A 12,990-nucleotide genomic window follows, 5' to 3' on the forward strand; every position below is an offset into this window, starting at 1 on the left:
AGACTGACCCGATGACACGCACAAAGGCCGACCTGATCGCCGACCGCAAACGGCTCCTCGGTCCGAACGTCTCGACCTTCTACGACGACCCCGTCCATTTCGTGAAAGGCGAGGGGGTCTGGCTGTGGGACGCGGACGGGCGGCGGTATCTGGACTGCTACAACAACGTGCCCGTGGTCGGTCACTGCAACCCGCGCGTGGTCGAGGCCATCGCGACGCAGGCCGCGACGCTCAACACGCACACCCGGTATCTTCACGACGGCATCCTCGACTATGCCGAGGCGCTGACCGCGACGCTGGACGACAGCCTCGACACCCTCCTGATGACCTGCACCGGGTCCGAGGCGAACGATGTCGCCCTGCGCATGGCCGAAGCCGTGACGGGAAAGCGCGGGGTCATCGCGACCGACGCGACCTATCACGGCAACACGGCGCTGGTGAGCCAGTTGAGCAAATCCAACGTGCCCACCGTGGGCTTCGGCCTCGACCAGTATTTCCGCTTCGTCGACGCGCCCGACAGCTACCGCACCCCGGACCCGGACGGCACCGGTTTCGCCACCGCCGTGGCCGCGCAGATCGCGGCGCTCGAAGCGGACGGCACCGGCTTCGCCGCGCTCGTCATCTGCCCCTACTTCCTGAACGAAGGCTTCCCGCACCACCCCGACGGCTGGCTGAAACCCACCGCCGACGTGGTGCACAAGGCGGGAGGGTTTCTGATCTGTGACGAGGTGCAGTCGGGGTTCGGACGCACCGGCACGCACCTGTGGGCGCATGAGAAGATGGGCGTCGTGCCCGACATCATGACCATCGGCAAACCGATGGCGAACGGCCACCCTGTCGGCGGCGTGGTGACGACCGGCGACACGATGGCCGCCTTCCGCTCCGGCTACCGCTATTTCAACACCTTCGGCGGCAATCCCGTCAGCGCCGCCGCCGCCCTCGCCGTGCTGCGTGAAATCCAGGAGCGGGCGCTGGTCGAGAACGCGCGCGTCGTGGGCGACCATGCCCAGACCCGGCTGCGCGACCTGATGGACCGGTACGAGGTGATCGGGGACGTGCGCGGATCGGGCCTGATCTTCGGGGCCGAGATGGTGACGGACCGCGCCACCAAGTCGCCCGCCAGCGCCTATACCGACCGGCTCATCAACGCGATGCGCCACGAGGGGTTCATCCTGTCCAAGCTGGGCCGCCACAAGAACGCGCTCAAGATCAGGCCGCCGATGGTGTTTTCCATCGACAATGCCGACATGCTTTTCGACGCGCTCGACACCGTGCTCAGGGACACGCCGCTGTCATGAGCGGGACGGTCGAAGCCGCGCTGACGCTCTGGGGCATGGCGGGGGCCGAACACCGGCTGTTCGCCGCGCGAGAGAACGCGGTGCATCAGGTCCGCCACGCGGGCGCGACCTATGCCCTCCGCCTCCACCGCGCGGGCTATCGCTCCGACGACGAGCTGATCTCGGAACTCGAAATGATGGAGGCCGCGCGACAGGCGGGCCTGCATGTGCCCGCCCCGATCCCCTCGGCCTCCGGCGATGTCGTCCATGTCGTCGACGGGGTGCAGATCGACATGCTCGGCTGGCTCTCCGGTGCCCCGCTGGGCAAAAGCGATACTCCGCTCGACCCCACGCACACGGTTGCGCTGTTCAACCTCATCGGGCGCGATATGGCCCGGCTCCATGCCGCGCTGGACGACTGGACCCCGCCCGCCCATTTCACGCGCTGCGCCTGGGACCACGCGGGGCTGGTGGGCGATTTGCCGGTCTGGGGCCGGTTCTGGGACAACCCCACGCTCGACGCGGAGGACCGCGCCCTGTTCACCCGGCTGCGCGACGTGGCGGGCGCGGACCTCGCCCGGCGTGCGCCCGGCCTCGATTACGGCCTGATCCATGCCGACATCGTGCGCGAGAACATCATGGTGGACGGCGACAGGATCCAGCTTATCGACTTCGACGACGCGGGCTTCGGGTTTCGCCTGTTCGACGTGGCGACCACGCTGCTCAAGAACATGGACGCGCCGGAGTATGACGCGCTGAAAACCGCGCTTCTCGACGGCTACCGTGCCCTGCGCCCCCTCGACACAGATGCGCTCGACCTGTTCCTCGTCCTACGCGCCGCCACCTATGTCGGCTGGATCGCGACGCGGCTGGAGGAAGACGGCGCGACCGCCCGCAACGCGCGGTTCATCGCCACCACGCGGCGCTTGGCGCATGAGTACCTCACCCGGACAGGCGCGGCCGACTGACCCGCTTCGCAGGCAAGCCCGCCATCATCACCGGGGCCGTGGCGGGCGACGCCTCCGGCACCGCGCGTCAGCCCTTGTCCGGGCCGGGCTTGCCGGCACATTCCTTGAACACCCGCAGGGTGCAGGTCGCGCAGATGTCGTCTTCGGCGCGGTGGACCGCCTCGGCGATGGCCTCGGTCTTGTGCGGGTGGATGTTGTCCTCGCCCAGGAACCGGGTCACGCCCAGACGCTCCAGCGCGCGCAGGGTGGGGGCGGCGACAGCGACGAGGTGAAGATCGCGCCCCTGCCGCCGCGCCTTCTTGCCCCGGTCGATCAGGAAATCCGCGCCCGCGAGGTCGATCTTGTTGACGCCCTTGAGGTTCAGGATACGCGACTGGCGCGTCTCGGCCCGCGCCTCGATCCGGTCGAACTCCCGCTCGATATGCTCGACCGAGGCGAAGAAGATCGGCCCCTCCACCCGCATCATCCGGATCTGCGGACATTCGGGCAGGTCCAGCGCCTCGGCATTGCGGAACACCCGGCGCCCGTTGGCCACCATCGGCGCACCGACCGCGACGAGGGGCTGCGAGCTGTCCTTGAGGAACACGACGAGCGAGACGAGCACGCCCACCATGATCGCGAAATCCAGCTCCGAGAAGATGCCGGTCAGGAAGGTCGACAGCAGGATGACCGTCTCGCTCCGGCTGCTCTCAAGGATGTGGCGGATCTCGGCCACGTTCACCAGCCGCCACGCGACATAAAGGATCACGGCGGCCATCGCGGGCACCGGGACAAAGCGCACCAGCGGCCCGACGACCAGCAGCGCGGCCAGCAGAATGACCGAGGCGAACACGGCGGCAAGTGGCGTCTGCGCCCCGCTTTCCATATTGACCCCCGACCGGGTGAACGAACCGGAGCCTGCGTAACACTGCGTGAAACTGCCGACGGTGTTGGACAGGCCCTGACCGATCAGTTCCTGATTGCTGTCGTATTTCTCGCCCCGCCGCCCGGCAAAGGTCTTGCCGATAGAAATCGCCTCCAGAAGCCCGACAAAGGCGATCGCGGCCGCCCCCGGCAGAAGCTGCCCCCAGAGGTCGAGGTCGAAGCTCGGAACCGTCAGCGCGGGCACGACCGAAGTGAGCGGGTCGAAGAACGCGATCTGCCCGTCGGGCCAGACCGGGAGGAGCGCCACGAGGCTTCCCAGCACCAGCGCGAGGATGAAGGCCGGGATGCGCTTGTCGATCCGCTGCATCACGATGACACCCGCAAGCGTCACGGCACCGACCACAAGCGCGCTCCAGTGAATACCGCCAAGCTCGGGGATCAGGCGCGAAATGCGCTCCACCACCTCGCCCCCGCGCTCGACCTCGACCCCGATGATGGCCGGAAGCTGCGACACGGCGATCAGCACCGCCGCCGCCGCCGTGAAGCCCACGATCACGGAATGTGACACGAAGGCGATCAGCGCACCCAGACCGGCCAGACCGGCGATCAACTGGATGATCCCGACCATGAGCGTGAGGGTGATCGCCAGCGCGATGAAGGCGGGCGTCCCGGCGGTGGCGAAACCGGACAGCGTCACGAAGACCAGCGCGGAAATCGCGGTGGTCGGCCCCGACACCATGACGCGTGATGAGCCCCAGAGCGCCGCGATCACCCCGACGACGATGGCCGAGAACAGCCCGTATTCCGGCGGCAGTCCCGCGATCAGCGCAAACGCCACGCCCTGCGGCAGGACGATGGCCGCACCGGTCAGCCCGGCCACCGCGTCCTTGCGCAGCGTTTCGCGCGTGACATCGCCGTGCCAGCGACGGCGCGGCGACAGGCGCGTGACAGCGGTGCGGGCCCAGCTTGCCATTCCCGGCTCAGTCGACAGCGTAGAGGTCGATGATGACGCCGTCCGCGCTCCGGCTGCCGGAACTGACGAAGACCGTCCGGTTCACCCACCCATACCGGGCGTCGCCGGTTTCGAGCCGCGCCGAGGTGCGCATGGTGTAGTCTGTCGGATCGACGGCCTCGCCCTTGGCCAGACGCGCCAGCACCTCGGGCGGGCCGTGGCGAAAGCCGAGGTTCACGACCTCGATCAGCGCGCCGTCGTCGGTCTCGAACGCATAGCGTGTGTCGAGAAACGCGGTCCCGTCGGAATAGACAAGCTGCCAGTCCGCCCCGAGGTTCAGAAGGTGCCCGGTGATCGCGCCCGTGACGGTGCCGCCGGTGATCGGTATGATCCGGCGCCGGCCACCACGCCCCTCGCCCATCTCGCGGATCGGGCCAAGCTCGATGGTCAGTGTGCAGACCGGGCGCAGGGTCGGAACGGGGGGTTTCATGGTGACACTCCTGAACAGCCGGGAGGGCCCGGGCTACGGTTGCGGTGCGGTAACTGCCGCCCTTGCCGGGCGCAACCCTCCCGGTGGTCGGGATCGCGTGAAATTCGCCCCGCTCAGTCGGCATCCAGCGCGCGGATCGCGGCGTCGAGGTCATTGAGCAGCGAGTCGATGCGCGCCCGCCCGATGCGCGCCTCGATCCGCTCATAGGCCTTGCTGCTCTCCGGCGACACGGTGCGGATGAACCCGTCGCCCTCGGCGGTCAGCCGGATGCGCGCGCGGCGGCCGTCGCCCGGATTGCGGTCCATGCTGATCTGCCCCTTCGCGTCCAGCGTCTTGAGGATGCGCGACAGGGACGGGGGGAGGATACAGGCCCGCTCGGCCAGTTCGGTCGCGTCGATCTCGCCCGCCTCCATCAGCACGCGCAGCACCCGCCATTGCTGTTCGGTCGTGCCATGCGCCGTCAGGATCGGGCGAAACTCGCTCATCAGCCGTTCGCGCAGCCTCAGCAGGGCAATCGGTAGGGTGCGCCGGGTTTCCGACAGCTCGAAGCCATCGCGCAGTTTGGGGTTCGACATGGGGCCATCCTCGCATCGTCTGGCGACAATGAAACCATCATCGTTGACATGATGCAAGTTATTTAACATGTTCAGTAACGAGGAGGCGAATCAATGGCGCATTTGTCGATGGAATATTCCGGCGGGCTGGACGCCCGCTGTGACATGGCCGCTCTGGCCCGTGCCGCGCATGGCGCGATGGTCGATGCCGGGATCTTTCCGGTGGCGGGCATACGCGTGCGTCTGCACCGGGCCGACGTTGCCATCGTGGCGGACGGGCTGGATGAAAACGACTTTCTCGCCATGACCCTGTCGGTCGGGGCCGGGCGCACGACCGAGGCGCTCAAGGCCGCAGGCGACGCGATCTTCGCCGCCGTGCAGGGCGCGCTGCGCGGCCCGCTCTCGACCCCCCATTTCGCCCTTTCGCTCGAAATCCGCGTCATCGACCCGGAGCTGAGCTGGAAGGACACCCCCATTCACGCCCGGCTGTCCGGGCAGAAGAAGGACTGAGACATGAGTGTTCTGGACGACAATATCCAAAAGGCCCAAGGCTACATGGCGGCGTTTCGCGACAGCGGCGTCCTGAACCACATCGACGGCGAAACCGTCGCCGCGATCTCGGGCGAGACGATGGAGACGATCAGCCCGGTGGACGGCAGCACGCTCGCCCCGGTGGCGAAGTCGGACGCCGGGGACATCGACCGCGCCGTCGCCGCCGCCAAAGCCGCCTTTCCGCTCTGGTCGAAAACGCCGGGGGCCGAGCGGCGCAAGATCCTCATCAAGGTCGCCGAGGCGATCGAGGCGCGGGCCGAGGAAATCGCCTTTACCGAGTGCATGGACACCGGGCAGGCGCTGCGCTTCATGTCCAAGGCCGCGCTGCGCGGCGCTGCCAACTTCCGCTTCTTCGCGGATCAGGCCCCGTCCGCCGAAGACGGCGACGTGACCCGCACGCCCACGCAGATGAACACCACCTCGCGCCGCCCCATCGGCCCGGTCGGGGTCATCACCCCGTGGAACACGCCCTTCATGCTCTCGACGTGGAAGATCGCCCCGGCGCTCGCCGCCGGGTGCACCGTGGTTCACAAGCCCGCCGAGTTCTCGCCCATGACCGCCAAGCTGCTGGTCGAGATCGCCGAGGGCGCGGGGCTCCCCAAAGGTGTGCTCAACGTGGTCAACGGGCTGGGCGAAACTGCCGGCAAGCGCCTGACCGAGCATCCGGACATCAAGGCCATCGCCTTTGTCGGGGAAAGCCGCACCGGGTCGATGATCATGAAACAGGGCGCCGACACCCTCAAGCGCGTGCATTTCGAGCTGGGCGGCAAGAACCCCGTCATCGTGTTCGAAGACGCCGACATGGAGCGCGCCGTGGATGCGGCCACATTCATGATCTACTCGCTGAACGGCGAACGCTGCACCTCGTCCTCGCGCCTGTTGGTGCATGAAAGCATCTATGACGACTTCACGGCCAAGGTCGCGGCGGTGGCGAAGACGATCAAGGTGGGCCACCCGCTCGACCCCGAAACCGTGGTCGGCCCGCTGATCCATCCGGTGCATGAGGGCAAGGTGCTCTCCTACTTCGACAAGGCCCGTGCGGCGGGCGCGACCATCGCCGCCGGCGGCGAGAAGGTGGGCGAGGCCGGGTGTTTCGTGACCCCCACGCTGTTCACCGGCGCGACCAACGACATGGACATCGCGCAGGAGGAAATCTTCGGCCCCGTCCTGACCGCGATCCCGTTCAAGGACGACGAAGACGCGCTCGCCATCGCCAACGACACGCAATACGGGCTGGCCGCCTATGTCTGGACCCAGGACCTCGACCGGGCGATGTGGATGACCGACAATCTCGACGCGGGCATGATGTGGGTGAACTCGGAAAACATCCGTCACCTCCCGGCCCCGTTCGGCGGTGTCAAAGCCTCGGGCATCGGCCGCGACGGCGGCGACTGGTCGTTCGATTTCTACATGGAAACCGTCAACGTCAGCTTCCCCCGCGCCCATCACAAGATCCCGAAACTGGGCGGCTGAGCCCCCGTTTCCCTGCCATACTTCCGAGGAGGACACCCATGCCCATTCCCGCCCCGAACCTGAACCCGCCGTTCAACATCATCCGCCTGAGCCATGTGGAATTCGGCGTCACCGACCTTGCCGCCAGCCGGACATTCTACACCGATATCCTTGGCCTTCAGGTCACCGACGAGGATGACGAGACGATCTATCTGCGCGCGATGGAGGAGCGGGGGCATCACTGCCTCGTGCTCAAGAAAAAGCCCGAAGCGGGCATCGACTACCTGTCCTACAAGGTCTGGTCCGAGGACGAGCTCGACAAGGCCGAGACCTATTTCAAAGGGATCGGTCACGCGACGGAATGGGTCGAGCGCCCCTATCAGGGCCGCACCCTGCGCACCCGCGACTGTTTCGGCGCACCGATGGAGTTCTATTTCAAGATGGACCGGCTGGAACCGATCCACCAGAAATACGCGCTCTACCGGGGCGTCAAACCGCTGCGCATCGACCATTTCAACTGCTTCGCGCCCAACGTGGACACCGCTGTCGAATTCTACGGCAAGCTGGGCTTCCGCGTGACCGAATACACCGAGGACGAGGAAACCGGCGCGCTCTGGGCCGCCTGGACCCACCGCAAGGGCGGCGTGCATGACATCGCCTTCACCAACGGCCACGGCCCGCGCCTGCACCACACCGCGTTCTGGGTGCCAACGCCGCTCAACATCATCGACCTGCTCGACCTGATGTCGACCACCGGCTACGTCGGCAACATCGAACGCGGACCGGGGCGGCACGGCATTTCCAACGCCTTCTTCCTCTACATCCTCGACCCCGACGGGCACCGGATCGAAATCTACTGCTCCGATTACCAGACGGTCGACCCGGACCTCGAACCGATCAAGTGGGATCTCAAGGACCCGCAGCGCCAGACGCTCTGGGGTGCGCCCGCGCCGCGCTCGTGGTTCGAGGAGGGGTCGGCCTTCACCGGCGTCGACACCCGCGACGCCGATCTCAAAGCCTCGCCGATCATCGCGCCATGACGCTGAACGATCCGAGCCTTCTGAAAGAAGCCGCTCTGGTGGGGGCCGACTGGGTTCCCGCCGGCGACGACGCCATCGCCGTCACGAACCCGGCGACCGGCAAGGTCATCGGGCGCGTTCCCCGCCTGGGCGCGGGTGAGACGCGCGCGGCCATCGAGGCGGCACAAATCGCGCAAAAGGACTGGGCGAAGAAGACCGCCAAGCACCGCGCACAGATCCTGCGCCGCTGGTACGACCTGATGATGGAGAACCAGGACGACCTCGGCGCGATCCTGACGCTGGAACAGGGCAAGCCGCTGGCCGAGGCCAAGGGCGAAATCGCCTATGGCGCGTCCTTCATCGAATGGTTTTCCGAGGAGGCCCGGCGCGTGAACGGCGACGTGATCCCCGGCCATGCCGAGGACAAGCGCATCGTCGTCATCAAGCAGCCCATCGGGGTGGTCGCGGCGATCACGCCGTGGAATTTTCCCAACGCCATGATCACCCGCAAGGCCGGCCCCGCGCTTGCCGCCGGCTGCGCGATGGTGCTCAAACCCGCCGGGCAAACCCCGTTCTCCGCCATCGCGCTCGCCGAGCTGGCCGAACGCGCCGGGCTGCCCGCAGGGCTGTTCTCCGTCATCACCGGCTCGGCGCGCGAGATCGGGGGGGAGATGACAGCCAGCCCCATCGTGCGCAAGCTGACCTTCACCGGCTCGACCGAGGTGGGGATCGAGCTGTATCGCCAGTCCGCCGACACGGTGAAGAAGCTGGGGCTCGAGCTGGGCGGCAACGCGCCGTTCATCGTGTTCGACGACGCCGACCTCGACGCCGCGGTCGAAGGCGCGATCATCTCCAAGTTCCGCAACAACGGGCAAACCTGCGTCTGCGCCAATCGCATCTATGTGCAGTCGGGCGTCTATGATGCCTTCGCCGAGAAGCTGGCCGAACGTCTGTCGACCCTCAAGGTCGGCGACGGGATGGAGGCCGATGTCGTCTTCGGCCCGCTGATCGACGATGCCGCCGTGGCCAAGGTGCGCGAACACATCGCCGACGCGACCGGCAAGGGGGCGCAGGTCACATTTGGCGGCAATCCCCACGCGCTTGGCGGCTCCTTCTTCGAGCCGACGGTCATCACCGGCGTCACGCCGGACATGGCGGTCGCCCGCGAAGAGACCTTCGGCCCGGTGGCCCCGCTGTTCAAGTTCGAGACCGAGGACGAGGCGGTCGCCTATGCCAACGACACCGAATTCGGGTTGGCGAGCTACCTCTACTCGCGCGACTATGCGCGGGTCTGGCGGGTCGGCGAGGCGCTCGAATACGGGATGGTGGGGATCAACACCGGCCTCATCTCGACCGCCGAAGCCCCGTTCGGGGGCATCAAGGCCTCGGGCCTCGGCCGCGAAGGATCGCACTACGGAATCGAGGATTTCGTGGAAATCAAATACCTCTGCTTCGGCGGAGTAGCGTGAGGATATGGATATGAACATACCCGCAAGACTGGCCACCTTCCGTGCCGCGGGCCGCGACCGCTACGGCCTCGTCACCGACGCGGGCCTCGTCGATCTGACGCCCGACTTCGGCGCGCGGTTTCCCACCCTGCGCGAGGTGATCGAGGCGGGCGCGCTGGACGAGCTGGTGCGCGCCGGACAGGGACGCGCCGCGTCCTGGGCCGAGAAGGACGTGACCTTCCTCATCCCCGTGCCGCGCCCGGACCGGATTATCTGCGTCGGCGTGAACTTTCCCGACCGCAACGCCGAGTACAAGGACGGCAGCGCGCAGCCCAAGCACATGTCGCTGTTTCCGCGCTTCCCGTCCTCCTTCACCGGCCATGACACGCCGCTGATCCGCCCGCCGGAGAACCACACGCTCGACTACGAGGGCGAAGTGGCCGTCGTGATCGGCAAAGGCGGTCGGCGCATCGCGCAGGAGGATGCCTATGACCACATCGCGGCGCTCACCCTGTGCAACGAAGGCACGATCCGCGACTGGGTGCGCCACGCGAAGTTCAACGTGACGCAGGGCAAGAACTGGGACGCGACCGGGGCCATCGGCCCCTGGCTCGTCCCCTTCACCGATGCCGCGCAGCTGGACGAGGCGACGATCGAAACCCGCGTGAACGGTGAGGTGCGTCAGCAGGACGAACTCAGGAACATGATGTTCCCGATCCGCGAAGAGATCGCCTATATCTCGACCTTCACCACGCTGTCGCCCGGCGACATCATCATCACCGGCACGCCCTCGGGCGCGGGGGCGCGGTTCGACCCGCCCAAATACCTCGTCCCCGGCGACGTGATCGAGGTCGAGGCCCCCGGCATCGGCATCCTGCGCAACGGGGTGGCGGACGAATGACCCTGACCGACGCACAGGTGGACAGGGCTGCGGCCGACCTTCTGGCCGCCGAGGATGCGCGCGAACAGATCGGCCTCCTGTCCCTGCGCCACGACGGCATGACGCTGGACGACGCCTATCGCATCCAGTCCGCGCAGATGGCGCAGAAGCTCGCGGCGGGGCGTGACATCGTGGGCTGGAAGATCGGCCTGACCTCCAAGGTGATGCAGGATGCGCTTGGCATCGACACGCCCGACAGCGGTGTTCTGTATGACGACATGGTGTTTCCCACCGGCGGCACCGTGCCCAAGGGCCGGTTCATCCAGCCCCGCATCGAGGCCGAGATCGCCTTCGTGATGAAAGCCCCGCTGGACGGTGACGTGACGCGCGACGACGTGCTCGCGGCGACCGATTACGTTGTCCCGTCGCTGGAAATCCTCGACACCCGCATCCAGCGCAAGGACCCGGCCACCGGCCAGCCGCGCATCATCGTGGATACGGTGAGCGACAATGCCGCCAACGCGGGCATCGTTCTGGGCGCGCAGCACCACGCCCCCGACGCCCATGACCTGCGCTGGACCGGCGCGATCCTGCGCGCGAATGGCGCGGTCGTGGCCACCGGCCTTGGCGCCGCCGTTCTGGACGACCCCGTGATGGGGCTTGTCTGGCTCGCCCGCCGGATGCACCAGTATGGACAGAAGATCGAGGCGGGGCAGGTGATCCTCTCCGGCTCGTTCATCGCGCCCATTGAATGCCCACCCGGCACGCGGATCGAGGCCGATTTCGGCCCCTTCGGTGACGTGTCCATCAGCTTCGAGTAACCGCCATGCCCGCACCCGCCAACACGTTCAAGAAACGCCTTCTCGCCAAGGACACCCAGATCGGCCTGTGGGTCGGGCTGGGCGACCCGAGCGTTGCCGAACTCGCCGCCCATACCGGGTTCGACTGGATGGTGATCGACGGGGAACACGGCCCCAACGGCTTGCGCGACGTGCTGGCCCAGCTTCGCGCCGTGGGGCAGGGCGGCGCGCATCCCGTGGTCCGGGTGCGCGACGACAACCGCGCCGAGATCAAGCAGATGCTCGACATCGGGGCGCAGACCATCCTCGTCCCCATGATCGAAACCGCCGATCAGGCGCGTGAGGCGGTGCGCTCCATGCTCTATCCGCCACTCGGGATGCGCGGCGTGGGCGCGGCGCTTGCGCGTGCATCCGGGTTCGGGGCCGAGGCCGACTACCTGCACACCGCGAATGACGAGGTCTGCCTGCTGTTGCAGGTCGAAAACCGCGCGGGGCTGTCGGCCCTCGACGACATCCTCGCGGTCGAGGGCGTCCACGGCGTGTTCATCGGCCCCGCCGACCTCGCCGCCGACCTGGGCCACCGGGGCGATCCCGGCCACCCGGACGTGCAGGCGGCGATCGACGACGCGCTCGCCCGCATCCGGGGTGCCGGCGTCGCGGCGGGCATCCTCACCAGCGACCGGGCGCTTGCCAAGGGCTACGCCGCGAAGGGTGTCGAGTTCCTCGCCGTCGGGTCGGACGTGGGCACGCTGCGCGGCGGATTGCTGGCCCTGCGCCGCGAATTCTGAACCCGACTTGACCTCGATCAACGCCGGGCGCTCCCATACGCATATAATGAACATGTTAACGGCTTCAGGAGGAGACTATGGGAGAACTGGTTCTCGCGGCGAAATGCACCCACGTCCCGACGATGATCATGTCCGAGCAGGAGGGCCCGCTGAAGGGCAAACGCCAGCCCGCCATCGACGGCCACCGTCGGATCGGTGAGCTGGCCCGCGCCGCCGGGGCCGACACCTTCGTCGTGCTCGACACCCACTGGCTGGTGAATGCGGCCTATCACATCAACGCCAACCACCGGTTCAAGGGGCTGTTCACCTCGAACGAGTTTCCGCAGTTCATCAAGGATCTGCCCTATGAATACGAAGGCAACGCGGCGCTTGGCGACCTGATCGCGCAGACCGCGACCGACGACGGCGTCTATACCCTCAGCCACCAGATCGACAGCCTGGAGCTTGAATACGGCACGCTCGTCCCGATGCGTTACATGAACGACGACGCGGCGCTCAAGGTCGTGTCGGTCGCCGCCATGTGTACCGTTCACAGCCTCGACAGTTCCCGCCGCCTGGGCGCGGCGATCCGCAAGGCCATCGAGGCATCCGACAGCAAGGTCGCGCTGATCGCCTCAGGCTCGCTCAGCCACCGGATCTGGCCCAACGACATCTATGCCGAGAACAACGGCACCTTCACCATATCTTCGAAATTCAACGAGGTCGTGGACCGCCGGGTGCTGGAGCTGTGGCAGAACGGGGAAACCGAGCTGTTCCTCCAGATGCTCCCCGACTACGCGAAGTATTGCGACGGCGAAGGCGACATGCACGACTCCGTCATGCTGTTCGGCGCGCTCGGATGGGACAGCTACAGGGGCCGGGGCGAAGTGATGACCGAGTATTTCCCCTCCTCCGGCACCGGCCAGACCAACGTGCTGTTCTCGCTCGACTGAGCGGACGGGCGACG

13 protein-coding genes are annotated in these 12,990 nt (G+C 67.0%); 10 read left to right on the plus strand and 3 right to left on the minus strand.

Features of this window, described 5'->3' with window-relative positions:
• Positions 1 to 11 precede the first annotated feature (11 nt).
• Entirely contained in the window at positions 12 to 1,298 is a 1,287-nt protein-coding gene (locus B2585_RS19980; protein ID WP_292025751.1) for an aspartate aminotransferase family protein, read from the plus strand.
• The gene (locus B2585_RS19985) at positions 1,295 to 2,245 is read left to right on the plus strand and encodes a phosphotransferase enzyme family protein (RefSeq protein WP_292025753.1); all 951 of its coding nucleotides are present in this window, start codon (positions 1,295 to 1,297) and stop codon (positions 2,243 to 2,245) included. The genes B2585_RS19980 and B2585_RS19985 overlap by 4 nt, the downstream gene beginning before the upstream one ends.
• A gap of 67 nt (positions 2,246 to 2,312) precedes the next feature.
• Here B2585_RS19985 and B2585_RS19990 read toward each other — a convergent pair whose 3' ends face one another.
• From B2585_RS19990 to hpaR, 3 genes are all read right to left on the minus strand, one after another.
• Positions 2,313 to 4,082: a SulP family inorganic anion transporter gene (locus tag B2585_RS19990; protein WP_292025755.1), complete on the minus strand. Its 1,770-nt coding sequence runs from the start codon at positions 4,080 to 4,082 to the stop codon at positions 2,313 to 2,315.
• Positions 4,083 to 4,089: 7 nt separating this feature from the next.
• Positions 4,090 to 4,551: a DUF3237 domain-containing protein gene (locus B2585_RS19995; RefSeq protein ID WP_292025757.1), complete on the minus strand. Its 462-nt coding sequence runs from the start codon at positions 4,549 to 4,551 to the stop codon at positions 4,090 to 4,092.
• Positions 4,552 to 4,664: 113 nt separating this feature from the next.
• Positions 4,665 to 5,126 carry a homoprotocatechuate degradation operon regulator HpaR gene (gene hpaR, locus B2585_RS20000; RefSeq protein WP_292025758.1) on the minus strand — a complete coding sequence of 154 codons (462 nt, stop codon included), beginning with the start codon at positions 5,124 to 5,126 and terminating at the stop codon, positions 4,665 to 4,667.
• A gap of 93 nt (positions 5,127 to 5,219) precedes the next feature.
• On the opposite strand from hpaR, the gene B2585_RS20005 reads away from it, so the two are divergent.
• The 8 genes from B2585_RS20005 (at position 5,220) to hpaD (B2585_RS20040) (ending at position 12,976) form a co-directional block, all read left to right on the plus strand.
• On the plus strand, positions 5,220 to 5,615 hold the full coding sequence (locus B2585_RS20005) for a 5-carboxymethyl-2-hydroxymuconate isomerase (RefSeq protein WP_292025760.1): 396 nt from the start codon (positions 5,220 to 5,222) through the stop codon (positions 5,613 to 5,615).
• A gap of 3 nt (positions 5,616 to 5,618) precedes the next feature.
• A complete protein-coding gene (gene hpaE, locus B2585_RS20010; RefSeq protein ID WP_292025762.1) occupies positions 5,619 to 7,130 on the plus strand; it encodes a 5-carboxymethyl-2-hydroxymuconate semialdehyde dehydrogenase in 1,512 nt (503 codons plus the stop codon).
• 38 nt (positions 7,131 to 7,168) lie between these two features.
• Positions 7,169 to 8,149, plus strand: a complete 981-nt coding sequence (hpaD, locus tag B2585_RS20015; protein ID WP_292025764.1) for a 3,4-dihydroxyphenylacetate 2,3-dioxygenase — start codon at positions 7,169 to 7,171, stop codon at positions 8,147 to 8,149.
• Positions 8,146 to 9,597: an NAD-dependent succinate-semialdehyde dehydrogenase gene (locus B2585_RS20020; protein ID WP_292025766.1), complete on the plus strand. Its 1,452-nt coding sequence runs from the start codon at positions 8,146 to 8,148 to the stop codon at positions 9,595 to 9,597. The genes hpaD (B2585_RS20015) and B2585_RS20020 overlap by 4 nt, the downstream gene beginning before the upstream one ends.
• Positions 9,598 to 9,607: 10 nt before the next feature.
• Positions 9,608 to 10,477 (plus strand): fumarylacetoacetate hydrolase family protein, encoded by an 870-nt coding sequence (locus B2585_RS20025; protein WP_292025768.1) that lies wholly within the window; start codon positions 9,608 to 9,610, stop codon positions 10,475 to 10,477.
• Positions 10,474 to 11,277, plus strand: a complete 804-nt coding sequence (hpaH, locus tag B2585_RS20030) for a 2-oxo-hept-4-ene-1,7-dioate hydratase (RefSeq protein WP_292025769.1) — start codon at positions 10,474 to 10,476, stop codon at positions 11,275 to 11,277. The genes B2585_RS20025 and hpaH overlap by 4 nt, the downstream gene beginning before the upstream one ends.
• A 5-nt stretch (positions 11,278 to 11,282) precedes the next feature.
• Complete coding sequence (locus tag B2585_RS20035; RefSeq protein WP_292025771.1) at positions 11,283 to 12,044, plus strand: HpcH/HpaI aldolase family protein; 762 nt, start codon at positions 11,283 to 11,285, stop codon at positions 12,042 to 12,044.
• Between the two features lie 77 nt (positions 12,045 to 12,121).
• Positions 12,122 to 12,976 carry a 3,4-dihydroxyphenylacetate 2,3-dioxygenase gene (hpaD, locus tag B2585_RS20040; protein ID WP_292025773.1) on the plus strand — a complete coding sequence of 285 codons (855 nt, stop codon included), beginning with the start codon at positions 12,122 to 12,124 and terminating at the stop codon, positions 12,974 to 12,976.
• Positions 12,977 to 12,990 lie beyond the last annotated feature (14 nt).

This window comes from Maritimibacter sp. UBA3975 (assembly GCF_002384975.1).
Classification (GTDB): domain Bacteria; phylum Pseudomonadota; class Alphaproteobacteria; order Rhodobacterales; family Rhodobacteraceae; genus Maritimibacter.